Origin of the sequence: Paenarthrobacter sp. RAF54_2, assembly GCF_052113945.1 — a bacterium.
In the GTDB taxonomy this organism is placed as follows: Bacteria; Actinomycetota; Actinomycetes; order Actinomycetales; family Micrococcaceae; genus Arthrobacter.
In genome coordinates this window covers 149540-173498 of the sequence record NZ_JBFRDV010000013.1, presented here as the reverse complement: position 1 = coordinate 173498, position 23959 = coordinate 149540, and the positions used below count along the sequence as shown (strand labels likewise).

General features: G+C 61.6%; 23 protein-coding genes. 10 read left to right on the top strand and 13 right to left on the bottom strand.

Features of this window, described 5'->3' with window-relative positions; translation table 11 throughout:
* Nucleotides 1-39 precede the first annotated feature (39 nt).
* From AB4Y87_RS14815 to AB4Y87_RS14795, 5 genes are read right to left on the bottom strand one after another with little or no spacing between them, the layout of a single operon-like run.
* Nucleotides 40-756 (bottom strand): alpha/beta fold hydrolase, encoded by a 717-nt coding sequence (locus AB4Y87_RS14815; RefSeq protein WP_442005087.1) that lies wholly within the window; start codon nucleotides 754-756, stop codon nucleotides 40-42.
* A 31-nt stretch (nucleotides 757-787) separates the two neighbouring features.
* The gene (locus AB4Y87_RS14810; protein ID WP_442005086.1) at nucleotides 788-1585 is read right to left on the bottom strand and encodes an SDR family oxidoreductase; all 798 of its coding nucleotides are present in this window, start codon (nucleotides 1583-1585) and stop codon (nucleotides 788-790) included.
* Nucleotides 1582-2451, bottom strand: coding sequence for an HpcH/HpaI aldolase/citrate lyase family protein (locus AB4Y87_RS14805; protein ID WP_442005085.1), 870 nt, complete (start codon nucleotides 2449-2451; stop codon nucleotides 1582-1584). Before AB4Y87_RS14805 ends, AB4Y87_RS14810 begins: the two co-directional genes overlap by 4 nt.
* Complete coding sequence (locus AB4Y87_RS14800) at nucleotides 2448-3596, bottom strand: CaiB/BaiF CoA transferase family protein (RefSeq protein WP_442005084.1); 1149 nt, start codon at nucleotides 3594-3596, stop codon at nucleotides 2448-2450. Before AB4Y87_RS14800 ends, AB4Y87_RS14805 begins: the two co-directional genes overlap by 4 nt.
* A gap of 54 nt (nucleotides 3597-3650) precedes the next feature.
* Nucleotides 3651-4856, bottom strand: coding sequence for an FAD-dependent oxidoreductase (locus AB4Y87_RS14795; RefSeq protein ID WP_442005083.1), 1206 nt, complete (start codon nucleotides 4854-4856; stop codon nucleotides 3651-3653).
* A gap of 117 nt (nucleotides 4857-4973) precedes the next feature.
* Between AB4Y87_RS14795 and AB4Y87_RS14790 the strand changes: the two genes are divergently transcribed.
* The 5 genes from AB4Y87_RS14790 (at nucleotide 4974) to AB4Y87_RS14770 (ending at nucleotide 9691) form a co-directional block, all read left to right on the top strand.
* The gene (locus tag AB4Y87_RS14790; protein ID WP_442005082.1) at nucleotides 4974-5885 is read left to right on the top strand and encodes a LysR family transcriptional regulator; all 912 of its coding nucleotides are present in this window, start codon (nucleotides 4974-4976) and stop codon (nucleotides 5883-5885) included.
* A 198-nt stretch (nucleotides 5886-6083) separates the two neighbouring features.
* Nucleotides 6084-6275, top strand: coding sequence for a ferredoxin (locus AB4Y87_RS14785; protein ID WP_442005081.1), 192 nt, complete (start codon nucleotides 6084-6086; stop codon nucleotides 6273-6275).
* Nucleotides 6272-7453 carry a cytochrome P450 gene (locus tag AB4Y87_RS14780; protein ID WP_442005080.1) on the top strand — a complete coding sequence of 394 codons (1182 nt, stop codon included), beginning with the start codon at nucleotides 6272-6274 and terminating at the stop codon, nucleotides 7451-7453. The genes AB4Y87_RS14785 and AB4Y87_RS14780 overlap by 4 nt, the downstream gene beginning before the upstream one ends.
* 8 nt (nucleotides 7454-7461) lie before the next feature.
* Nucleotides 7462-8910 (top strand): MmgE/PrpD family protein, encoded by a 1449-nt coding sequence (locus tag AB4Y87_RS14775; protein WP_442005079.1) that lies wholly within the window; start codon nucleotides 7462-7464, stop codon nucleotides 8908-8910.
* The gene (locus AB4Y87_RS14770) at nucleotides 8870-9691 is read left to right on the top strand and encodes a mesaconyl-C4 CoA hydratase (protein ID WP_442005078.1); all 822 of its coding nucleotides are present in this window, start codon (nucleotides 8870-8872) and stop codon (nucleotides 9689-9691) included. The genes AB4Y87_RS14775 and AB4Y87_RS14770 overlap by 41 nt, the downstream gene beginning before the upstream one ends.
* Nucleotides 9692-10110: 419 nt before the next feature.
* Here the strand turns inward: AB4Y87_RS14770 and AB4Y87_RS14765 are convergent, their stop codons facing one another.
* From AB4Y87_RS14765 to AB4Y87_RS14750, 4 genes are all read right to left on the bottom strand, one after another.
* On the bottom strand, nucleotides 10111-12339 hold the full coding sequence (locus AB4Y87_RS14765) for a beta-glucosidase (RefSeq protein ID WP_442005077.1): 2229 nt from the start codon (nucleotides 12337-12339) through the stop codon (nucleotides 10111-10113).
* A gap of 110 nt (nucleotides 12340-12449) precedes the next feature.
* Complete coding sequence (locus tag AB4Y87_RS14760) at nucleotides 12450-13304, bottom strand: carbohydrate ABC transporter permease (RefSeq protein WP_442005076.1); 855 nt, start codon at nucleotides 13302-13304, stop codon at nucleotides 12450-12452.
* Nucleotides 13305-13354: 50 nt separating this feature from the next.
* A complete protein-coding gene (locus AB4Y87_RS14755) occupies nucleotides 13355-14314 on the bottom strand; it encodes a carbohydrate ABC transporter permease (RefSeq protein WP_442005075.1) in 960 nt (319 codons plus the stop codon).
* Nucleotides 14315-14380: 66 nt separating this feature from the next.
* Nucleotides 14381-15652, bottom strand: coding sequence for an ABC transporter substrate-binding protein (locus AB4Y87_RS14750; RefSeq protein ID WP_442005074.1), 1272 nt, complete (start codon nucleotides 15650-15652; stop codon nucleotides 14381-14383).
* Between the two features lie 235 nt (nucleotides 15653-15887).
* Here AB4Y87_RS14750 and AB4Y87_RS14745 point away from each other — a divergent pair, with 235 nt between their 5' ends.
* Nucleotides 15888-16889, top strand: a complete 1002-nt coding sequence (locus AB4Y87_RS14745) for a LacI family DNA-binding transcriptional regulator (RefSeq protein ID WP_442005073.1) — start codon at nucleotides 15888-15890, stop codon at nucleotides 16887-16889.
* Nucleotides 16889-19273 carry a glycosyl hydrolase family 95 catalytic domain-containing protein gene (locus AB4Y87_RS14740; protein ID WP_442005072.1) on the top strand — a complete coding sequence of 795 codons (2385 nt, stop codon included), beginning with the start codon at nucleotides 16889-16891 and terminating at the stop codon, nucleotides 19271-19273. The genes AB4Y87_RS14745 and AB4Y87_RS14740 overlap by 1 nt, the downstream gene beginning before the upstream one ends.
* Nucleotides 19274-19316: 43 nt before the next feature.
* Here AB4Y87_RS14740 and AB4Y87_RS14735 read toward each other — a convergent pair whose 3' ends face one another.
* The 3 genes from AB4Y87_RS14735 to AB4Y87_RS14725 all read right to left on the bottom strand — a co-directional run bounded on the left by AB4Y87_RS14735 (nucleotide 19317) and on the right by AB4Y87_RS14725 (nucleotide 21047).
* Nucleotides 19317-20270 carry an NADP-dependent oxidoreductase gene (locus AB4Y87_RS14735; protein WP_442005071.1) on the bottom strand — a complete coding sequence of 318 codons (954 nt, stop codon included), beginning with the start codon at nucleotides 20268-20270 and terminating at the stop codon, nucleotides 19317-19319.
* Between the two features lie 45 nt (nucleotides 20271-20315).
* Nucleotides 20316-20543 carry a hypothetical protein gene (locus tag AB4Y87_RS14730; RefSeq protein ID WP_442005070.1) on the bottom strand — a complete coding sequence of 76 codons (228 nt, stop codon included), beginning with the start codon at nucleotides 20541-20543 and terminating at the stop codon, nucleotides 20316-20318.
* A gap of 72 nt (nucleotides 20544-20615) precedes the next feature.
* Nucleotides 20616-21047 (bottom strand): GNAT family N-acetyltransferase, encoded by a 432-nt coding sequence (locus AB4Y87_RS14725; protein ID WP_442005140.1) that lies wholly within the window; start codon nucleotides 21045-21047, stop codon nucleotides 20616-20618.
* A gap of 527 nt (nucleotides 21048-21574) precedes the next feature.
* Between AB4Y87_RS14725 and trxA the strand changes: the two genes are divergently transcribed.
* From trxA to AB4Y87_RS14710, 3 genes are all read left to right on the top strand, one after another.
* Nucleotides 21575-21955, top strand: a complete 381-nt coding sequence (trxA, locus tag AB4Y87_RS14720; RefSeq protein WP_442005139.1) for a thioredoxin — start codon at nucleotides 21575-21577, stop codon at nucleotides 21953-21955.
* Nucleotides 21956-22053: 98 nt separating this feature from the next.
* Nucleotides 22054-22536, top strand: coding sequence for a hypothetical protein (locus tag AB4Y87_RS14715; RefSeq protein WP_442005069.1), 483 nt, complete (start codon nucleotides 22054-22056; stop codon nucleotides 22534-22536).
* A complete protein-coding gene (locus tag AB4Y87_RS14710) occupies nucleotides 22523-23149 on the top strand; it encodes a TetR/AcrR family transcriptional regulator (protein WP_442005068.1) in 627 nt (208 codons plus the stop codon). Before AB4Y87_RS14715 ends, AB4Y87_RS14710 begins: the two co-directional genes overlap by 14 nt.
* 66 nt (nucleotides 23150-23215) lie before the next feature.
* Here the strand turns inward: AB4Y87_RS14710 and AB4Y87_RS14705 are convergent, their stop codons facing one another.
* The gene (locus AB4Y87_RS14705) at nucleotides 23216-23923 is read right to left on the bottom strand and encodes an RNA polymerase sigma factor (RefSeq protein ID WP_442005067.1); all 708 of its coding nucleotides are present in this window, start codon (nucleotides 23921-23923) and stop codon (nucleotides 23216-23218) included.
* Between the last annotated feature and the right edge of the window lie 36 nt (nucleotides 23924-23959).

Sequence of the window (23959 nt, the reverse complement as noted above, 5' to 3'; positions counted from 1 at the left end):
GTGGTCTTCCATCTCAGGATGGAAGGAGGGAAGTGATGCTCACCTGCCGACTACCTGCGGCGAACCTTCCGGCTGGTTCCGAAGAAAAGCCTGCAGCGCGGTTGCGGCCGCCTGTGGTTGCTCCAGTGCAACGAAATGCCCGCTCTCCTGGACAAGGACAAAGCGCGCATCAGGGAGTCGTCCAGCGAGATCCTCGCTCAAAGCCGGCGGCGTAATGATGTCTTCGGCAGCGCCCACCACCAGGGTGCGGCAGTCCATGGCCGCCAGCTCCGCGCGTCGGTCCGAACGATTCATCACGGCGAGCTGCTGATCGACGAAAACGTGCTCGCCTAGTTCTTCGGTCATCGCCTCCACAACCCGCTGAACCTCGGGGATCCCCCGCGATACGGCCGGGGCTGTGCGGGTGATCGCTTCCAGAAATCCCCCGGAATTCACCAGCGAGATAAGGCCTTCGGAGTTCTTCCGGCGATCCTGCGGCGCGGCAATGGCCGAAGTGTTGAACAACGCCAAAGCCTTGACTCTTCCGGTCTTCCTTAGCGCTATCTCAAGGGCGACATACCCTCCCATCGAAATTCCAACCAGGACAAATTCGTTGGGGGCTACTGACAGCACATGGTCCGCCATGGCCTGGATCGTCTGCCCTTCACCACGAACCACCGAGCATTCGAACTCTGCCCCGAGTTCGTCTATAACCGGCTGCCATAGCCGGGAGTCGGCGCCCAGGGCCGGAAGCATGATCAGCGGGGGGTGTTTCATCTGAAGTCTCCGTTGCAAGTGGGGCTGGTGGTCAAGATGCTGCTCCGTCCACGTGCAGGACGGTGCCTGACGTGAATGCGGCTGCCGCTGAGGCGAGGTATGCCACGGCCGCGGCAATCTCGCGGCCGGTTCCTGGTCTGCCAACGGGGATGGCGGCAGAGGTGGCGGCCTTCTCTTCCGCCCCCATCACCTCGAAGGTGTCCCGGACCCGCCCAGTGGTGGGGAGGATGAGTCCAGGAGCTACGGCGTTCACGGTAATCCCGGTGCCACCGAGGTCTTTGCCGAGCTGCTTGGTGAGACTTACGATGCCTCCCTTGGACGCAGCATAGGCCAGCCGGGCGCCTACAGTTCCTGACGGCCCATCGAGACCGTCGGCAACCAGCGACGAGAAATTTACGATCCGTCCATAGCCGCGCTTCAGCATGACCGGGACAGCCTGCCGCGCGCACAGGAAAGTGCTGGTGAGGTTGCTTTCGATCACTGCACGCCACACCTCGGCGCTCAGTTCCGAGAGTTCACGGACCTTGGCAGTGCCACTGCCTCCAGCCGCGCTTACGAGGACATCGATGCGCCCAAACTCCTCCTCGATCCGGGTGAAGGTCTCGGCGACCACTGATTCCTCGGCCAGGTTCCCCGCATACGTCAGCACTTTGAGTTTCGGGGATCTCTCCGAGAGTCGGGCTGCAGCGCTCTGTAGTGCCGACGCCGAGACGTCAAGGAGCGCGAGGTCGAACCCGTCGTCCGCCAGGCGATCGGCGATGTCATTTCCGAGGCCTCCGCCGCCACCGGTGATGACGGCAACAGGCCGATGATTCATAGGGTGACTCATTTGTCCTCCTCCGCCAGGCTGCCGCCGGCGTGTGCTTCCCGGTGATTGACCAGCGCGCGTGCATCGGACGCCAGGCGCCCGAGGATGGCTTGCGCGCGCCGCAGCACAGGGGCGTCCACCATGGCACTGTCGACCTTGACCACGGCTCCCCCCTCGCTGATGGATTTCACAATCCGGTGCGCCCACGCGACCTCGTGGTCGCTGGGACGGAAGACGTGGTGCGTTACGGCCACCTGACGGGGATGAATAAGGAGTTTTCCCGACATTCCCAACTCGATGGCGGCGTGCAGGTCCTGCGTCAGCGCGGAGTCGTCGTCGAACTTTGGCGTTACGCCGTCCAGGGGACCTGGAAGGCCTTGCGCGCGGGAGGCAAGGACCAGTGATGAACGCGCCAGCAACATTGCGCGCTGGTTCGGCTGCGCGGCAATATCAGCCGCGAAATCGAGCTCTCCGAAAGCCAGTCGGGCCACGCCCGGAACACTCGCCAGTGAGTGGGCAGCCACAACGCCGGAGGCTGACTCAATGAGCGCTAGGACGGGGCATCCCAGCGTTTGATGGACTCTGGACACGTGGTCCGGGTTTTCGGACTTGGGCACCATTACCCCAATAAGTCCAGGGATGCCCCTCAAAGAAGCAAGCTCCTGGTCCCGCTCGATCCGAACCACGGCTTGACCTGTTCCTGACAACCAAGAGGTGACGGCCAGCAAGGCCGAATCCTTATTGCGAGCGCTGACGGCGTCTTCCAAATCGAGGATGACCACATCAGCCCCGGAAGTTTGAGCTTTCGAGAACCGCTCAGGCCGGTCGCCCGGGACGAACAGGAACGAGCGGGCGCTCTGAAGCATCGCTAAAGAGTCCTTGCTCATGTCGTTTCCAGCACTTTGAACTCTGCCAGAATGCGTTCGGTGTCTTCTCCCACTTGGGGAACGCGACCCATCACAGGCTCCTGCCCGACGAACGTGGCTGGAGGAATCAGGGCACGTAAGGGCCCGACCGGTGAGTCATATTCCCGCCATCTGTTGCGCGCCGCCAGTTGGGGGTGGTCAGCGAAGCCCTGCATGTCACGCAGCAGTGCGTTCGCTATCCCGGCTTTCTCAAGCAAGTCCACAACCTCGTCCGCCGTGTACCGGGACAGCCCCTCCTCTATCACCAACGTGAGGTCCGCTCGGTGCTTTACACGCAGGGAATTTCGCGCGAAGCGTTCATCCAATGCGACCATCGGACGGCCAAGGACCCGCTCACAAAAGGTTGCCCACTCACGTTCGTTCTGGATTCCCAGGAACACCTGCTGCGAGTCACCACACGTGAAGGGACCGTACGGGGCGATTGCTGCATGTGATGAACCTGTCCGCTTTGGTGCGGTTCCGCCGTAAACTGCATAGTTCATGGCGTATCCCATCCATTCACCGAGCGCCTCGAGCATCGATAATTCGATGGTTGCCCCCTCCCCGGTCTGCCCGCGCTGAAGCAGCGCAGTCAGGATGCCTGAGTAGGCGTACATACCGGAGGCGATATCCGCAATCGAAATCCCCACTTTGGATGGGGTCTCTTCAGAGCCGGTAATGGACACCAGACCGGCTTCGCACTGCACCAGGAGGTCATAAGCCTTCTTTGACGAATATGGGCCGTCGGCACCATAGCCGGAAATTGAGACGTGGATCAGCTCCGGACGCTCAGCACGCAAGGCATCGGCGCCGAGCCCGAGACGTTCTGCCGCACCCGGGGCCAGGTTCTGAACGAAGATGTCAGCACTGCGAACCAACTCGYGCACGGCACGGTGACCCTCCGGGCTCTTCAGGTCCAAGGCGACTGACTCCTTGGACCGGTTCAGCCAAACAAAGTGGCTCGCCAAGCCCTTGACGGATTCGTCGTACCCGCGGGCGAAGTCGCCCACGCCTGGGCGCTCGATCTTGATGACCCTGGCCCCCAAATCGGCGAGTTGGCGTGTAGCAAACGGTGCTGCGACCGCCTGCTCAAGCGAAACGACTGTGATGCCGCTCAGAGGAAGCATGATGTTAACTCCTGAAGTAGATAGTGCCGGCTTGTTGACGAACGCGAAGGCGCCTTATGCGGCAACAAGCGAGGGTGTCTCGAGTGTCTTGGTGAAGTAGAGGACTTCTGCGGCCAGTTCTGGATCGTTGTCCATCCTCCGGAACAGCTCCAGGTCTTTATCCCTCTGAACAGGGTCCGACGAGTGAAAGATCAACCGCTTATTTGCGGTGGCGCGGGGACTGGCCTTGTCAATGAAAGCGGCGCGTCGTAGTTCGGAGTAGGCATCAAGAACGGACTCATCGGCATTTCCCGCAATCACGGCGCCCAATGCCTCGTTCAGCAGGTAGGAGTCGAAGAGCCCCATGGTCAGCCCGAAGCCGCCTGTCGGGTTTGTTGCATGGGCCGCGTCCCCGGCAAGCAGAACGCGGCCAAGCCGGTAGGTTGGAGCACTTCGCTGGTGCATACGATAAGGCGCAATGGCATCCAGGGTGGTGCCGGCAGCCACCTCAGGGCCGAATATCTGTTCCAGGAACCGAGGCAGACGGTCCACCACGCCTGCTTCGGGTAGAACGGCATCCTCCATGTAGGTGTAGCGCCACAGTCCGTGGGGCCCGGAATTATCGATCTTCACGATGATTGCTCCGAGAACATCGTCGACGTAGAAGGTCGTTTGGGCCCAGCCCTTGCGGTCGTCGGGGAAACGGATGTTGGCGGCAACAAAGCGCTCCGGCCACGTAAAACCTTCAAAAGGCAGATTCAATGCATTCCTGACGGCAGAGCCCGCACCGTCCGCACCTATGAGCCAGGGAGCCCGCAATTGGACCGAATTGCCTTCGTGCTCCGCCGTGATTGTCACTGCTGAGTCATCCTGGGTCAGCCCCGTGATCTGGTGTCCCCAGAGGACGCGGACGTTGGGAAATTGCTCAAGGTGGCGAAGAATGATCGTGGCCAGCGCACCCTGGCCGAGGTGCAGGTTGTAGGGGTGGGTTACGCGGCCCTCCAACGCCTTCAAACCGTAATTAATAGTTTCACCGGTGTCCCGGACGTGATGGGCATAATCCTGCTTAAGGAACCCGGCCCGTGAAGCGTCGTCGAAAAGACCGAGACGTTCCAGACCGTCGAGTGTGGACCAGTGGTAGAGGATCGCCCGCGGGGCGTCACTTGGCTCCCTTGAGCGTTCGACGACGGTAACGTCCAGTCCCTGCTGTGCCAGGCCCAGTGCATTGAGCAGACCAGTAGGACCGGCTCCGGCCACAATTACCTGCTGCTGGTATTCCATGATGCCTCCGTTGTAAACCTGCGAAATGACGTGAGCGTCGCTGCCCTCAACCAACGGTCGTCCACATCTGGCCATACATCAAATACCAATTAGTAGAGGTTTCCATATACTGAATGCATGGAGCTCAGGAATGTTCGATACTTCATCGCCGTGGCAGAGAACGGTTCCATCACCGAGGCTTCCCAAGCCTTGCGGATATCCCAGCCGCCCTTGAGCATGGCTATGGCAAAGCTCGAAAAAGAGCTCGGAGTGACCCTGTTCGACAGGAAGCCCCGGGGCATAGAACTGACCGCCGCGGGCGAGTATCTGCACCATGCCGGCCGCCGGCTTCTAGCGGAAGAGCGAAGAATCTCAGACACGCTCAAAGCCATGGGGCAGGGGCTTGCGGGCGAACTCCACCTCGGGTGCGAACCGATGTGCCTATGGCGGATCGGCAGTACCAAAATCTCGGAGTTCCTCTCGATCTACCGAAACGTGACCCTGGACCTGACAGACGCCAATCCCAAAGTGCAGCTGGACCGGCTGGCCGATGGCACCCTTGACCTGGCGATCATGCCCATAGTGGCCGAGGAGCCGCTGCAACCCATCAACGGAGTGCATTTCGACATCACGGTTGTGGACGAACTGCCGCTGACGCTCATCGCACCCAGATCCTGGGGCCTCTCGGAAACCACGCCAGTGGACGTTGCGACGCTGACGGATGCCACCTGGATCCTGCCCGCCCGAATTCCGGGAGTGCGCATCCTCTGGCGAATCTGGGCCGACAAGTTCTCATCCTCGGGGGCAAACCCGACAGAGGTGATCCAGGTACCGACCGTCATGACTGCCGCACAGTTGGTGGGTGCCGGAGTCGGAGTATCCCTCTCAAGCTTGGAGATGGCCCGCCTCCACCCGAATGTCGCACAAATCCCCGTGGTTGGCGGTTGGCCCAACGTGCCGATTGCCATCGTCACGCGACGTGAAGGCGTAATAACTCCGGTAGCTGAGCGGTTTACAGCCCTGTTTTCCGGCGATCAAACCCCTGCGTGAGGGAACACCTCTTCGCTCTCAAGCGGGTGCGGTACCAATCAAGGTATATGCGAAATAGATGAGTATCCCGGAATTTTGGTATTTGTGAAATGTCGCGGGTGGCACCAAGGTAGACCTTGAAACACCAAATGGTCGCCGCACTCCTTGCCCGGAAACCCGGGCTGCTCCGGCCCGATGATTCCGAGAAAGGGCATCCCCATGATCAAAGTCAACGTGGACCTGCAGCGCTGCGATGCCAACGGCACCTGCGCAGCCTTAATGCCGGACGTGTTCCACATAGAGAAGGATGGCACGCTGGTACAGCTGGCTTCCGACGTCGAAGACGATCGCGAAAGCGAACTTGAAGAAGTCATCCTTTGCTGTCCGATGGGAGCGATTTCGCGGTCATGACAACCACAGTGCCAGCATTCGAACTGTTCTCCCCACAGGCCACCGACCACCAGGGCGGCGCGCTTCCCGATGGAGGAATCGCGGTCGGATCCGATGGCTACGCCGTCCTGTCCTACCAACTCTCTACCGAGGTGCTGCGCAATCCACGGTTTGCCAACTCAGCCTTGCGACTGATGGAAGAGTTCGGCATCAACGACGGCTCTGTCCACGGATTTCGAGCCCGCAGCATCATCATGCAAGACGGAGCCCAGCAACTGCGCTTGCGCACCCCGCTTGCCCGCTTCATGGGCCCAGCAACAGTGCAGAACACCCGCGACGTCCTCACGGACATCGTGACAGGCATCTTCAATGACCTCGACAACAAGCCGGTGGATTTCCATGCCGGGGTCGATCGCAGAATCCCCTCCTTGGTGTACTGCCATCTGGCGGGAGCTCCGCAATCCGACGCACCCAAAGTACAGGAATTGTCAGAACGGACATTGGCGCTTCTGGCGAGGGATCCCAGCCTGAAACCCGACATCCTCGCGGCCTACGACGAACTGTTCCGGTACCTCAACGATCTGATGGAGCGAAAGCGTGGCCTGGGCCTTGGCGACGACATGCTCTCCCACCTGATGACACTCGCAGACGAGGGGAAGCTCACCGCACAGGAACTGTTCGACGAGGCAACCTCGATGCTTGAAGCAAGTTCCGTGAACACTGGCCACCAGATCGGCCTGGTCGTGTGGAATTTGCTGCGTAATCGGGAAGTCTGGGAACAGATTGTTGCCGACCCTATCTGGATACCTGCCGCAGTCGTTGAAGCGCTCCGCCTCTATCCCCGGACCGGCGTTATCAGCAAGATTGCGACGGAGGACATGGAGGTTGGCGGGATCACCATTCCGGCCGGCGCCGATGTGCATGTGGCCGTCTGGTCAGCCAACCGAGACCCTGAACGGTTCGAAAACCCCGGCGATTTCGTCCTGGGCCGCGAGCGAAACCAGCCACTCACGTTCAGCACGGGCCCTCACAACTGCCTGGGTCAAGGACTGGCGAAGGTGGAAATCGAAGAGGTCGTCTCACACCTCGCGCGCCAATACCCCCAGGCCAGCGTCGTCGAATCCGAATCAGCAATAAGCCAGACCGCCGGGCGGTGGACGATTAAGAAACTAACCGTCGATCTTGGCCCCAGAAGCTGAGGTCATTCATGTCAACTGAATCCCACTCCGAACCGTCCATCACAGAAGTTCTCTCCGAATACTGGGCCGGAATCACCTACGACGACCTCCCACGGGATGTGATTTCCGCTATGAAAGACCACATCCTCGACACACTGGCCGTGGCTATGGCAGGTATCCTCTCGGAGGAATCGCGCCGTGTCCGCAATGCCCTCTCCGGCATGTCAAACGGTGGTCCATGCCTCATCTGGGGCACCCGCGGACGGCTGAACCCGGCCCACGCGGCACTTGCCAATGGAACCTCGGCCCACGCACGGGACTTCGACGACGGCGGCGGCCCCGGACACGCTGGTTCGGCAACTTTGCCAGCCGCGATCGCTGCCGCAGAACTGGTCGGCGCAAGCGGCAAGGACTTGATTGTCGCCGCCTGTGCGGGCTATGACGTCAGTTATCGGCTCCTGCAGGGCATCGGCGGATTTGCCGCGCATACCGACCGGGGCTGGCATTCCACCGGGACCTTTGGCACCTTTGCTGCGGCTGCCGCTTGCGCCAAAATCCTGCGTCTTGACGCGGCCACCTTCGCGAATGCGCTCGGCATAGCCGGCTCATTCACCGGAGGGGTCTGGGCCTTCATAGAAGATGGCGCCTGGACCAAGCGGGTGCACCCAGGCAAAGCCGGCGAGTCAGGAATCGACGCAGCGTTTTTGGCCCGAGCGGGTATCACCGGGCCTCATCGGCTCTTCGAGGCTCCATGGGGTGGGATTTTTGCCACCTATGGGGACGGCCGGGGTTTCCCGGAACGGGTTACAGCACGTCTTGGTGAGACCTTCAACGTCTCCACATCCTATCTCAAACCCTATGCCTGTTGCCGAGGCAGCCACTCTGCGGTTGACGCGGTGCTGAAGCTGATCGCCGAACGCGATCTTCAACCCTCCGACGTACTCTCCATCACCGTGACCGCGGGCGAAACTGCGATCAACATGCTCAATGTTGACCCCATCGAGACCGTGTTTGATGCCCAATTCAGCTTGCCCTACGCCATCAGCGTGGCGCTGGAGAACCGCTCAGTAGGGTTGGAGCAATTCGACCCACCGCGCATTTCGGAACCCCGGATCCAAGAGATCTTCGCCAAGATCTCGATGGTGTTGGACTCCTCAATCCAACTGGAGGACGGGCCCCGCCTCGATTTTGACCTGAAGTCCGGCGAAAAAATCACGCTCCTGGCCGGAAACCCCACAGATGCCAAAGGCTCCGAAAAGAACCCCATGACCCACGGTGAGGTCGTCGCCAAAGCACAGGCCGTTCTGCGCCCCTACGGCAACGAGGCAGCAGCGCAGCTGATCGAGGCGGTGGAGAACCTGGATTCAGCATCCACCCTCGACAAATTGATCAACGCCCTCAGCGCAACCCCTCTACCCATCTGGAGTGTGACTCACTATGACAACAACTACCTTGACCGAGCGGGTCGAACGCACTGAACTCATCGCCGCGGAACCCGTTGAATCCCTTGCGGCCGCACTGGATATTGTTGTGCCCTTCGATGAGGGCACAACAGTCCCCCCGCTATGGCACTGGCTCTATCTTCTGGAGCGCAACCGGCAGAGCGACCTGGGGCCGGATGGTCATCCCACTGTGGGTATTCCGGCCCCGCCTGGCCCGGGGCGGCGCAGAATGTTTGCCGGGGGTCGCGTCTCCACCTTCGGCAAACTCAAGATCGGAACCCCGGCCACAAAAGTCATTGCCGTGGCCGGATCAGTCGAGAAAGCCGGCCGCACAGGGCCGCTGACTTTCACCACCGTTCGCCACGAAGTCTTCCAAAACAATAGTCTGGTGATCCGCGAAGAACAGGACATTGTCTACCGGGCCCCGGGCAGCGGCTCACTGCCCAACCCGCAAACCCCGCCGCCCCCACCCGAGGGGCCTGTGCTGGAGCAAGCCGCCGATGAACGCCTGCTGTTCCGATTCTCCGCACTGACGTATAACGCGCACAGGATTCACTACGACCTCGACTGGTGCCTTAATGAGGGCTACGACGGATTGGTGATCCACGGGCCTCTTCTGGCTCTGATGATGGGCGAGCACATGCGCCGTGAAGGAATCGACCTGATGGGTAAAACCTTTAGCTACCGGCTGGCCTCCCCGATGACCAAACCCCAGACATTCTCGATCGTCCCGGGGCCGGATGGCTTGGCCAACGGCGCCGAGGCGCGGAGCGCTGAAGGAGCAATCTGCGCAGTCGGCAGTTTGTCCGGGATCTAGCAGGCCGGAAGAACAAGATGGGATTGCTACAACGCAACGCCCTGGCCCTTCCCCTGTGGCTTGACGCCTTTTCCTGTCCATAAACTTTGCCGAAGCTGCGCAAAACCAGGGGAACTCTTGATCCAGTTGCAGCATGGTTGAACCAGCAGGATGCAGGAGGAGCCATGAAGCGCATAACAGCCACCCCTAACTTTGGCGGAGCCCCCAAGGGAAGCTCACCGGTTAAAGTGTCGAGCGGAGTCACACATCCGACGACGGGGTGCAGGACTCCTTCCGAGACGGACCCGCGACCCAAATCCTGTGGCTTTGGCATTCAGGAAACGAGCCGCCAACTCTGGCCCGACTGTCGTGACTGAAGGCTTGCCGGTCTCCCCGTCACGGAATGCAGGTCGAGCCCGAGCCGGGAAGAACCGCTCCATCTAGCCAGTCGCGGCGGTGATCGACCAAGGTGTGCGCAGGACGCGCTCGGCCAGCAGTCGTCGTTCGCCGACGATAGTCACCTCAGCTGTTACCGCGGCTTCGGCAGCCGAGGGGCCAGCGATGAGCCGCAGCGGGCCGGGGTCCACTCCCAGCGTCCCGTCAACACCTGTGATCGCGAGTCGGGCTGCGTCTACGTGAAAGGAGACTGTCCGCGATTCAGAGGATCCGATCGGGATCCGTGCGTATCCGATGAGTTGTGCGGCCGGGCGAACCACTGGGGCAGACGGGAACGCCGCGTAGAGCTGGATGACCTCCACGGTGTCATCGCCGTCGTTGCGTATCGTCACGTCCACGACGAGCGAGCCATCAGTGCTGAGGTTCGCGGCAGCGGTGATGGTTTCGTAGACAATCGCGCCCCGGGTGAGCCCGAACCCGAACGGGTACAGCGGCGTGTTGTCCAAGGCGGTGATCCCGGGATTCGAGAGCCCGAGCGCTGGCTGCAGGTACGTCGTCGAGGCGTAGGGAAAGCGCGGAATCTGCACGGGCAGGCGTCCTGTCGGCGGGACGCGACCGGATAGCAATCCTGCAACCGCAGCGGCGCCATCGGCTCCGGGGAAGAATGCTTGGATAATGGCACGCGCCTTCCCGTAAGCACCAAGGGCGTAAGGGCGGCCGGATAAGACGACCAGGACAGTGGGCACTCCAGTGTCGAGAATGGCGGTGACGAGTGCATCCTGTCCGCCGGGCAACCGAAGGTCCGCGGCGTCGCAGCCTTCGCCTGAGGTGCCGTCGCCGAACAGCCCGGCAATGTCTCCAACCACCACGATGGCAACGTCACTGTCGCGGGCAAGCGCAACAGCGGCGGAAAGGGCGTCGGAGTCCTCGGACGTGATTTCAGCACCGACCTCGAATTGCACACGTTCCGCACCGAACTCCTCGCGGACAGCGTCCAGCACAGTCTGAATCTTGATGCCGAGATCGTGGCCGGGGTGTTTCGACAGCACATGGTTGGGGAATGCGTAGCACCCAACCAGGCTGCGGAATTGGTCAGCCGCCGGGCCAAGGATAGCGATCTTCCCCGAACTGAGAAGCGCCAGGGCGCCCTCGTCACGGAGCAGCACTACGGACTCCTCTGCAAGGCGCGATGAAATCGACCGATTGTGGCCGCTGTCCAGATCGACGCTCTCAGCATCGACCGGGACCAGTGGCACGTCATCGAACAGCCCCAGCTCGAACTTGTGCCGGAGGTGGCGCTGGACCGAGCGATCGAGGTCGTGTTCGTCCACGATGCCCTCTCGGATCAAGCGCGGCAACTCACCATACGCCGCTGTCTGCGGAAGTTCGACGTCGACTCCTGCGCTCAGGGCAAGGCGACCCGCGTCGGCCGTATCAACCGCGACGTGATGCATCGCTGAGAGGAACGGCACAGCCCAGTAGTCCGCCACCACGGTGCCCTCGAAGCCCCAACGGTCCCGCAGCAACGTCGTCAGGAGGTGCCCGTTTGAACTGCTCGGCACGCCGTCGATATCCGTATACGACGTCATGACACTGCGGGCACCTCCTTGGCGCAGCGCGGACTCAAATGGCGGTAGTACAGTGTCAGCGAACTCACGCGCACCCATGCTGACGGGGCCGTGGTTACGGGCACCGCGGGATGCTGAGTAGCCGGCGAAGTGCTTCAGCGTCGAAATGATCCCCGTGCTCTCCAGTCCGGCTACGTATGCGGCACCCAGTTGCGACACGAGGTAAGGGTCTTCACCGAGGGTCTCTTCAACGCGGCCCCAGCGGTAGTCCTTCACCACATCCACCACGGGAGCGAGGCCTTGGTGGATGCCGAGTGCGCGCATGTCGGAGCCGATAGCTTCCGCCATCCGGTGAACCAGTTCCTCGTCGAAGGTGGCCGCCCAGGCGAGTGGCGTCGGGAATGCGGTGGCGCCATAGGCTGCAAGCCCGGTGAGGCACTCCTCGTGCGCGATGGCTGGAATGCCGAAGCGGTTGCCTGCAACGACGCGCTCCTGCAACTCGCGCAGGCGGCGCACTCCCTCCGCAACGGTGACCGGTTCCGTGCCGAAAACTCGAGTCAACTGCCCGAGTCCACCCTCAAACGGATCGGCGCCGGACTCAACACCGCCCTCCAGCTCGGGCGCGAAGTCGTCCGCGGAATCGGTAAGCCAAACGGATCCTAGCTGGGCCRCTTTCTCTTCAAGGGTCAGCTCGGCGGTAAGCAAGCAAGCGCGTTCCCAGGCAGGAAGAGAGCGATCCCGCCAGTCCTGCCGACCGGGGGTGTGTGTAGAACCGGTGATGGGCAATGCATTTGCGCTGGAAATATTGTGCAGCATCAGCCCTTGAACGCCCCATCCATGATCCCGGACACCATGCGCCGGCCGACAAAAAAGAACACGATCAGCAGGGGCAGCGTAGCCAGGAACGAGCCGCCCATGGCCAGGGCAACATCAATCGTACGGTTGGCCTGGAGTTGTTTCAGCGCGATCTGCACGGTGAACAGCTCCGGGGATTTCAGGACAATAAACGGCCACATGAAGTCGTTCCACACGCTGGTGAACGTAATCAGTCCAAGCACAAACGCGGCCGGACGCACCACCGGGAATGCGATCCCCCAGAACATCTGCCACGAATTAGCACCGTCAATCCGGGCCGACTGGATAAGCTCGTCGCTCACGGTGGTCGCCATATGTTGACGCATCCAGAAGATACCAAACGCACTGGCCAGCCCAGGCACGATGATTGCTTGCAGCGTGTCCACCCAATCAAGTCCGGAAATGATCAGATACTGCGGAATCACACTGAGCTGCGCAGGGACAGTCATCGTCAAAAGGACGATGAGGAACAACAAATTCCGGCCGGGGAACTGAAGCTTGGCGAATGCGAAGCCCGCCATCGCGCACATGATCGCGGAAACGACCGCGATTGTGAGCGAGACGAAAATACTGTTGATCAGCGAAGCGAAGAACGGGACGGTGTCGAACACCTTCGCGGCGACCTCGAAGAACTGCGTGCCCGGATACATTCGGGGCGGGATTGAGGTCACAGCTGTGGCTCCCGCAGACGCGATGACGAACATGTAGTACAGCGGGAACACCGACACGATGACGGCGAGGGCGAGGAACATGTACACGCGCCGGCTGACTCCGCCGCCCTTGCCGCGCCGCTTGGGTTGGCGGCCCGGCTTCACCCCACGGACGGCCAGGCGCTGCGGGATAACCTCATCGATTACATCTGACATCAGCTGGCCTTTCTCGTACGTGTGGACAGGAAGAAGTTGAGGAGCGATACGAGAACGACGATCACAAACAGCACGACGCCGATTGCGGAACCATAGCCAAACTTGAAGAGGCCGAAACCCTGCTCATAGAGAAAGAGGGAAAGAGTCTGGCACTGTCGGCCCGCCCCGCAGGTCAGGCCGGATTCGGGCGATACAAGAAGCGGCTCCGTGAAGATTTGCAGCCCACCGATGGTTGACATGATGACACTGAACACGATGATGGGACGCAGCGATGGGATCGTCAGATGCCGGAACTGCTGCCAGCTCGAAGCTCCGTCCACGGAAGCCGCCTCGAACATCTCCCGGGGCATCGATTGCAATCCAGCCAGGTAAAGCAGTGTGTTGTACCCGAACCAGCGCCACATGACCATTGCCGAGATAAGGATCCAGGAGCCGTAGTTGGTGGCAAGGAAGTTCACCGACGGGAGCCCGAACAGTCCCAGGAACCAGTTGATGAGGCCAAAGTTCTTGTCGAAGATCTGCGCGAAGACGATCGCGGTCGCTGCGACTGAGGTGATGTAAGGAACCAGCAGTGCCATGCGAAAGAAGTTCGCCCAGCGAAGACGCGCATGGTTAAGCAGGTGCGCGAGAAAAAGCGCTAGAAGCAGCTGTGGGATCGTCGAGATCAGGAAGATCCCGAACGTGTTCAGTAGCGCATTCCAGAACCGTCCGTCGGCGAAGAGCTGCTCAAAGTTCTTAAAGCCGACGAAGGTCTGCTTTCCAATGGGGTTCCAGTCGAAAAGCGAGACGTAAAAGGTGAAGACGAGGGGGAAAAGCCCAAAGACAATGAAGATGATGAAGAAGGGTGCAACGTAAGCGTAGGGAGCGATTCGCTCAGCGAGCGGGTTACGGATCCGCCTGGCCTTCTCAATCGGGGCTTTGCGCTGTTTGCGGGAGAGAGTGGCTGTCGCCGATGACATAGGTGTACCTCCGTCGAAGAGTGGCCCGGCCCTGTCCGCGCCGGGCCACTCGGGTGGGTGGGACGATCAGCCGCCGATGGCCTGCCTGGCCGTCTGGAGGGCGGTCGTCCAGGCTTTATCGGACGTGACACCGCCGGCTTCCAGCTGGACGAGGGTGTTCAGGAGTGCACCGTTGATCGGGGTGGTGTCGGGGCCGTTATAGAACGACGGGAACTGCTGGACGGAGGTGGCCATGACCTTGCCGATCTTCGAGTCTCCGAAAAAGGGGTCGGTGTAGTCCAGGACTGACTGACTTGCGACGGCGGAGGTCGCCGCCGGGAAGGTGCCCGACTGCGTGAAGTGGTCCGTTTGACCCTCAGCCGACATCATTGTCTTGATGTACTGCCAGGCGGCCTCGGGGTGCTCCGCGCGGGCCGGGATGGCTATAACGCTGCCACCCCAGTTGCCACCGACGCCGGGCACGCTGGCGATGCGCCACTTGCCCGCGGTGTCAGGGGCATCAGTCTTGATGCCCTTGAGGATCCATGAGGGAGCAATGGTGACGGCAAAGGCATCGTTCGCACGGCCTGGAGCCCAGCCCGAGGACCACGCCGCAATACCTGCACTGATGCCGGCGTCGTGGGTTTTGACTGCGACGTCGAACGCGTCTTTCACCTGCGGGTTCGTGTCGTAGACGAGCTTTCCCTCGTCCGAATAGTACTTCTCACTGACCTGGTTAACGGTCGAGAAGAAGACGCTGGTCTCAATATTGTCCACGAAAGGCTTACCCGTGGCGGCGGTGTACTTCCGTCCCATCTCGATGAACGAGGGCCAGTCCTTCCACATGGCAGCGACCTCATCGGGGTTCGTCGGCAGGCCGGCCTGCTCGAAGAGATCCGCACGGTAGGCGAAACCCAGTCCTCCGACATCCGTCGGAATGCCGATGACGGAGCCGTCCGGCGCGGTCGCAGCACCCGCGGCCCAGTCGAGATAGTCGTGGGCGATGTTGTCACCGCCCAGCTTTCGCAGGTCCAGGAAGTTGGTGCTGTTCTCGACGAACTTGGGCAAATCGTCATTCTGGATCATGACGAGATCGGGGACCTTGCCGCCGGCCAGCGCGGCGGTGAGGGCAGTTGCGGTTTCGGTGGTGCTTCCGACCTCAGTCAGCTTGACCTTCGCGCCGGGCACCTTCTTGGCGTACTCATTGACGCTGTCCTTCGCGTTGATCCCGGTGAAGGACCAGAAGGAAACCTCCGCATTCGGGTCGGCTGCTTTTGCGCTGCCGCCGGAGGAGCATCCGGTGAGAGCGACGGTAAGTGCTGCTGCAGTGGCGATTATCGCCGACAAGCTTCTTTTCACGACAATTCCTCTTCTTTGGGGACTTGGAAGGGATTTCAGAGCGTTCAGTCTGGAGCCAGAGAACGATCTCTGGGCCAACCGTAGCTTGCAGTTTGGCGCCACGCAATAGCTTTTTGGGACAACACTTCAATCGTCGGGGTATCGATCTCTATACTGTTGGATAACAAAGTTTCGCCAATGGGACGCGTTTCGATGAACCAAGGTCCGCCGTCGACAACCTTCAGAAGGATGCACAATGCCAAGACCCACCCTGGTGGATGTTGCCAAAATGGCGGGCGTGTCCCGTGCCACGGCTGCGCGGGTGCTCGCCGGTGAGACGAATGTCGACGTCACGATGGCAGCGGCTGTCGAGCACGCCGCAAAGGAGTTGGGCTATGAGACCAACAGTGCAGCACGCATGCTGCGCGGCGGGCGCGCGGGGGCGATCGCTCTCATCGTCGCCTTCAACGAGCTTGACAGCCTGACAGGCACGTTCTTCACTTCGGTGCTCAAGGGCGCCGCGAAGGGCCTTTACGCCGGCGAAGTCCAACCCATACTGGTCCCGGCCGACCACGACGAGGGAGACCGGATCCCACGGTTTCTGCGCTCGGGGGCGATCGACGGTGCGATCGTCATCCTTCAGCACGAGATCACGCATCTGGCGCAGGCGCTCACCGACTCCCCCATTCCGATCGCGTGGGTTGGGCAACCCCGCGTCCCACTTGCTCCCGACGCGATCGTCATCGACTCTGACAACTACGGTGGCGGAAGGCTCGCTGCCCGGGCGCTTGCCGACGCCGGACGGCGACGACTGGGCATCATTGCTGGCCCGAACGATATGGAGCCAGCCCGCGAGCGCATCAGGGGCTGGCGCGACGAGCTCACGGAACTCGGCATCGACCACAGCCCGATCGTGCATGGCGACTTCACCCTGATGAGCGGTTCAGCTGCGATGGCGCGGCTCCTCAAGCGATACCCGGACCTCGACGGCGTTTTCGCGTCCTCCGACCTGATGGCGAGCGGGGCGATTCGGGTCCTCCAGGCAGCGGGTCGACGCGTTCCGTCCGACGTCGCCGTGATCGGCTTCGACGACGTCACCATCGCCACCACCATGGACCCAACACTCACGACGGTTCGACAGCCGTTGGAGGACATGGGCCGCGTTGCCGCGGAGACCATCCTCGCGGTCCTGCGTGGGCGCGACGTCGAGCGGCGGCCAATTCTGAGCACTTCCCTCGTGCAGCGAGAGTCGGCTTAATGACTGGCCTTCCCGCTGCCCCCGCACAACAAGGACCCGTCTTTGTGACGGCCACGAAGGCGCTTACCTGGGAGGAAGGGCTTATCGTCGGCAGTGGTCGGGTCGGTGCCGTCGCGTACGGTCCGGCCGACGCGATCACCATCTCCCTCGCGCACGAGAACTACTTCCTCCCCGTGAATCCCCGACCTGACGCACCCGACCTCGCTCCTGTGCGTGGGCGGCTGCGGGACGCCCTCCTCTCTGCTGATGCCGACGCCGCAAGCGGCGCGCTCAGCGACGGCGTCCGCGCCAGCGGGTATGGCGACGACCTGATCTGGACCGACCCACTTGGTCTCTGCGCGACACTGACCATACGTACGCCCGGCGGCGTCTCTATGTCGCAGCGGACCATCGATCCGCTTCTCGGCGAAGTCGCGGTTGAGTGGACCGACCTCGAACTTAGGCGGCACGCGCTCCGGCTCATTGCCCCGCACGGTAGCGAGTCTGTCCTGCTTGCGCTCGAGTCGGAATGCGAGAGCACCAGCATGGTCGAGCTAAGCCTGGGTGCCGGCGAGCCGACGTCCTTTGACACCGGGGTTCCCGACGCTTCAGCCGCTGTCAACGCGATTTTCGAGGGCGGGGACCGTGGCTTACTCGTGGCTTCTGCAGGCGATGGGCCCACTGCCATCCGTGCTGCCGTTACGGCAGTGACGGGGACGACGTGGGAGGTCGATGGAGACGTTACACGCTCGGGTGCACAGACGGGGCCCGAGGTCCCGCGACTGATCCGCGTCGACATCACGCTGCCGCCCACCGGGCGAAACGCTAAAGCGGCCGGCGCCATTCCGACGTCGTGGGATGAAGTCCGCAACGGGCAGCGGGAAGCGCGTTATCCCCTCACTGCCGCGTCAATCCTCGATCTGCAAAGCGGCTCGTCCGAGACACGAACCGAGGAACTTTGGGCAAAGGCCCGCATCGGTGACAAAAATGCGCGACGCCGGGTGGTCGAGGCAGCGTATTTGAGCGGACGGGCGAACATCATCGCCTCCACCGGCGAGCTGCCGCCGACCCTCCAGGGTGTCTGGCAGGGAACCTGGCGGCCTGCTTGGTCGGCCGACTACACCCTCAACGGCAACGTACAGAATGGCGCCATGGCAGGTATGACTCCAACAGGCACCCCGGAGCTTGCCCTGTCGCTCCTCAACCTCGTACTCCCGCATCTTGACGACTACCGGGATAACGCACGACTGGTCTTTGGTGCCGAGGGAATGCTACTACCGTCGCGGATGTCGACCCACGGCCGCGCCAACCATTTCGCCGAGCAATATCCCCACCTGTTCTGGAGCGGGTGCGGCGGGTGGGTTCTGCGGGTCATAGCCGATGCCGTGGCCACTACCGGCAATCGATCGATCGTGGACGACAGAGTGTGGGAACTGGCCGAAGGAGTCCTCCGTTTTGCCGAAACCGCATTTCCTGAAGTCGACGGCGTACTCAGGATTGTCCCCTCTTACTCACCCGAGAACACACCGGGAAGCGCCCGGGTCCCCCTCGCGACTGACGCGACGATCGACGTCGCGGTTCTCCGCGATGCTGCCCGGGCGACAGCGCTACTTGGCCGAGCCCGCGGCGACGACTCCTTGGATGAACGATGGTCAAATGTCCTGCGCCACCTGCCGGCCTATCGCGTCGCAGGCGACGGCACACTTGCCGAATGGCTTGACCCACAGTGGAACGAGAACATTGCACACCGCCACGCCTCCCAGCTTTACCCGCTGTGGTACGAGATTGATCCGGCCTTTGATGGCGACGGCGAGGACGCGAGGCGATTGCGTGCAGCCGCCTCTGCAACCGTGAGGAAAAAGATAGCCTGGCGTGCTGAGGCGCCCACCGCGCCGCCTGGACGTATGGAGATGGCTTTCGGCCTCGTCCAGCTCGGGATGGCCGCCGCAGCGCTCGGTGATGCTGCGGCGGCCGGGACCTGCGTCAACTGGCTCGCGATCGATCATTGGGGCCCGACGCTCACAACAACGCACGATGCGGGCAGGATTTTCAACCTGGACGCAAGCGGAGGTCTTCCAGGACTCGTCGCCTCGATGTTGCTCGGGTCCACCACCGACTCGCTGTCAGTACTGCCGGCGGTACCTGCCGCATGGCCGCGCGGGTCCGTGACGGGACTTTGCGCACGCGGAGGGCTCGCCGTCGATCATCTCAGCTGGGACACGCAAGGTGCCTCCTTCACCGTGCGTCGACTTCCTGGAGCCGGGTGGCTGGCACCATCGGACGGGACGCGGGTGCGGCTCACCCGTCCGGCGTCGATCCGGATTAACGGCGAGCCATTGGCGGGCGGACAGCTCACCATCAGCGAGAGTCCGGTTCACGTCGAGCTGGAATGGCTGCGCATCTAGGAACTCCTGCGGGCGGTCGATCAGCAGTCAGCGTGCGGAGTGCCTATGAACGAACGGTGATGATGGTCTTGCCCTTTCGTCGCTCGGTCGGGTTGAGGGCGGCAATGGCGTCGTCGAGAGTAGAGACGTTCCCGATGTTCGTTCGCAGCCGGCCATCCCGCACCCGCTGGGCGATCTCGGTCAATTGGGCCGGAATGGACTCGACCACGAAGTCGACCGCAAGCCCGTCTGTGGGCCGCGCGTCGGCCAGCCCGGTGACGGTCACCAGCGTTCCCCCGGCCCGGATTAGGCTTGCGGACCGCTTCTGGATGTCCCCGCCGATGACGTCGAACACCAGGTCGACTGCGCCGATGTCTTCGAGGGTGCCATTGTCGAGATCCAAGAACTCGTGAGAGCCGAAGTCAAGCGCCTTCTGACGGTCGGCGGCGCGTCCGGTGCCGATGACATAGGCGCCAGCCTCGCGCGCGAGCTGTGTCACCATGGTCCCCACAGCGCCGGCCGCCCCATGCGCGAGGAGGGTTTGCCCGGCCTGGAGGCGGCCGTGCACGAACAGTCCCTGCCAGGCTGTGAGGCCAGAGATCGGCAGGCTCGCACCGACCGGGAAGTCGACATCGCCCGGCAGAGGCGCGAGGTTGCGTGCCTCGACCGCCACGTACTCCGCTAGTGTGCCATCACGATGCCAGTCCGAGATACCAAACACCCGCTGTCCCAGCGAAAGCCCTGTCGTGCCATAGCCAAGGGCCGTCACCACTCCAGCCAGTTCGTGTCCGATGATCGACGGCGACCGCTCACGTCCGGCCCGATCCGTCCAGGTAGACGACCACTCCACCTCAGTCGGTACGTATCCCGACGCATGGACCTCAACGATGACGTCGTTGATTGCCGCGGCTGGCTCTGGACGCTCCAGCAGCCTCATTCCGACCGCCCCTGCGGCCTGATCCGTTACCACTATCGCCTTCATTTGGTTGCCTGTCTGTTGTCTTGTCTCATGACTCATAGTTGATCCTTGCGTTGAGCGCCAGCTGTAGCTCCCTCCGTGATCTCAGAGGTGTTCGTTCGGAAGGTCGTCCCGCCGTACCGCGTAGCGGTACGCGTGCGTGTCCGTCTCCACTTCGAAGCCGGCAAGGTCCGCTTCAGATGCCTGTTCGAAGTCGTCGTGCGAATGCACGATAGGTGCGAAGTAATCGCCCCCCGATGCGGGGCCCAAAAGGACGTAAGCCCACCAAACCGGACGAAAATTTCGCTTGATAAAACCAAATGCGATTGCCATCGTTCGACCTTTCAATTGGAAAATTCGGCACGTCTCCAACACTTCTCGTTTCACTCCCCCAGAGCGTTGGGTTTAGGATCCGTGTGACCCTCTGATCACTCCTGGGTGCTTGGGGTCGATGAGGTCGGCGTACTGCGGGTTGCGCTCGATGAAGGTACGAACGATCGGGCACATGATGGTGACCGTTTTTCCTTGTGCGCGCACATCATCGAAGACGCGGCGGATTAGCTCGGTGGCGATTCCCTGTTTACGGAACTTGGGGAACACTGAGGTGGCCAGCAGCACAAGTCGATCGTCGTCGACGAGGTTGTAGGGCAGCCCTGCGATTTCGGTGTCGCCGAGAATGGCCTCGTAGATGCCGGTTTTCTCGTCGTTGACGACTTGGAATTCGAAGGCGGTCATTGAGGCGTCCTTTCGCTGATTGACTGTGCAGGGTATGCCGTATCCGTACGGCCCGATGTAGAAAGATCGTCTTTGTCTTGACCCGCCTGCCCGGGTTGACATCGAAAAAGGAATCCCCCGTTTCCAGGCCTGTTCCGGCATCACAATCGACTTCATCATTCATCTCCTTACATCCGACCCATCACCTAAACGCTTTTTTCTACAGCGCATTTTTGGATCTGCAAGGTTAGCGGCACAAAACGGGCATGTCTTACCGCGACACATCGATAAGAGTTGCGCCCTTGAAAGGGGCTGGATCCTCACCCTGGTGATGTCGTTCCAAAGAGGATCGCGGTTGAGGTTGTTGGTAAGACGGCGCAAAGGACCGACGCATATAAGTATGTGCAGCCCACAACCGGACTGATAGGGAGCCAGCATGGCGGGAACCACTGGGAGTACGGTCACGCCGACCGAACGAGAGCAGGAGGCTGCAGACGTGGATGTACCGGCAACGACGCCGTCGGCGCGGACGACTTCATCGTGCGTCCCCCGCAACAGCGCCGTGGCGCGGGCCCTTGGCCTATCCCGACTTCACGTCCAAAGCACGGCAAGACCCACTGTTTAGCACGCGTATCGAGGAGAAGGAATTTATGACAACCGTCGAGCTCAGGGACGATAATTTCGAGACCACCATTAAGGATAACGACATTGTTCTCGTTGATTTTTGGGCCCCGTGGTGTGGCCCTTGCCAGCAGTTCGGCCCAATCTTCGAGCGATCCGCAAAGGATAATCCTGGCATCGTTCACGGCAAGCTCGATACCGAAGCGGAGCAGCGCGTCGCAGCAGCCGCAGGCATCACTTCCATCCCGACGCTGATGGCGTTTCGTGAGGGAGTCCTTGTCTTCAATCAGGTTGGCGCCCTTCGGGCTACCGCTCTCGCGCAGGTCGTAGAGTTCGTCAAGAACCTCGACATGCGCGAGGTTCGCACTGCCATTGCCGCCGGGACGAATAAGTCCCTGTCGGAGAATTGACGTCGTCAGGAACGGAAACCAGCCCGTACCTGGACAAGACCGGTCCGGAACCGGGAAGGCCATCCCGGCCGATCGAGCCGACCTGGAAGGAGGATGGGATGAGGACATACTTCGGGGAGGTTTTGGCCCGCGAAAGAGTTCACCTGGCTGGGATCACTGACCGGGCGATGCTGACCAGCTGGCGCCATCGCATCGTCGAGGAGCTCATGACCCCGCAGTCCCCATACGCGTTGGCGTTGCGCCAGACCGGCGACGTGCGTGACCGCTCCGACTTCCTCGATCAGTGGCGCGAGCTCCTCGCCGAGGCGTTGGATCGTTTGCTCCGGTCCGGCGTCATGCGGGGGAACCCGTGCCCTTCCCCACGAGGTCCGAAGAGCGATGTCGATCCTCAGAAGACGGCTGTTCTGATTCTTGCGGCGCTTCATGGAGGCAGCACGCTGAGTCAGATCGCTCAAGACCCTCTGCCCCTCAACGCCGCACTCGACCTTGCGCTCGTGTCTTTTGAGGCAGGGGATGACGACCCGCCCGCACGGACGGGAACGAGCAGTTCGATAAAATGGATTTGTGATGACAACGGTTGACTCGCGCAGTGGCAGGCGCCTCACGGCGCGCGGTGAAAAGACGCGGGCAAAGATCGTCGCCGCGGCGGCCGAGCTGATCTATGTCCAGGGGGTTGGGGCCACCACGCTCGACGACGTTGTAATGGCCAGTGGAGTGAGCAAGTCGCAGCTGTATCACCATTTCGCAGGCAAAGACGAACTCGTGCGGGCCGTCGTAGATCATGTGGGCGCGCGCATCATCCAGCGTGAGCGCGATGCTCTTGGCCACGTCTCCACGGTCACGGGCCTGCGCCGCTGGCGCGATGCCTTGGTCCAGAACAACGCACTACGACATGGCGCCTACGGCTGCGCGCTCGGCTCGCTGGCCGCCGAAGTCTCCGATCAAGACGATGCCGCCCGACGCGCCGTGTCTCAGCTCTTTACTGAGTGGCAAGGACTGCTGGCCGGCGTGTTGCGCAGGCTTCAGGATGGTGGTGCGCTTCCACCTGAGGCCTCGATTGAGCAGCTCGCGACCGGACTCATGGGTGCCGTCCAAGGAGGATACATGCTGGCACAGACCGCCCGGGATGTAACACCCATGGCGACATCGATTGACATGGCGCTTTCTCATATCGAGAGCCTGTCTACTGACTAAGTCTCCCTGACAAAGCCAGAGGATCAGGCTCTGATCCTCGCGGTGCCAGCGAACTGCTCAAGCCGCTCATGCCATCCGGACATGAGCTTCCACCTTCGTGTGTTCGATGGATTGGCCAGATGCCGGCTCCCCTTCCAGATATTCGTTGGCGATCAGGTAGGCACGGATTTTGCGCCGGGCATCGAAAATGGTTTTGTAGATCGCGCCCCGATTCGATCCAGATCTACACACCATCGCGTCGATTGACACACCGTTGACCACGACTGCGACGAAGAAGCGGCGCTGGTGATGGGTCAATGTCTCGTTCATTGCCCGCTGCACGGCCGTGATCAGTTCCCGCTGCTGTGTCTGAGCGAGCGGGTCCGCTCCGAAGAGTGCAGGGAGTTGTTCCCATTCCTCGGCATCCAGGGACACGGATGGCCTACGCCTTAAGTGCCGGGCGAGTTTGTTCGAGACCTCCAGCGCGACAAAGCGGTAAGCCCAGGTGGTGAATCTGCTCTCCCCGCGAAAAGTGTCGAGTTTCTCAAGTAGGGAAACCATCGCATCATCGGCGGCCTGATGTGCAAGGTCCTCGAGCTCCGGCCCGTTGATTCGGAAGGCGGGTCCACGGCGATACGTCTCATGGAAAGCCACCCTCAGCAACATATTGTGCAGCCGGGACAGCGCCGCGTCCCGTTTGCTTCCGGCATCGCCGAGTGCGTTCAGCCAGGATGAGGAGTCCATGTCCATGTCGGTAAGTCCAAATCGGTGCGTGCGCCATAGCTCTGTCGTCATCGGGTTCAGCATGGGCGCAGGCGGCTGTGCCGCTGA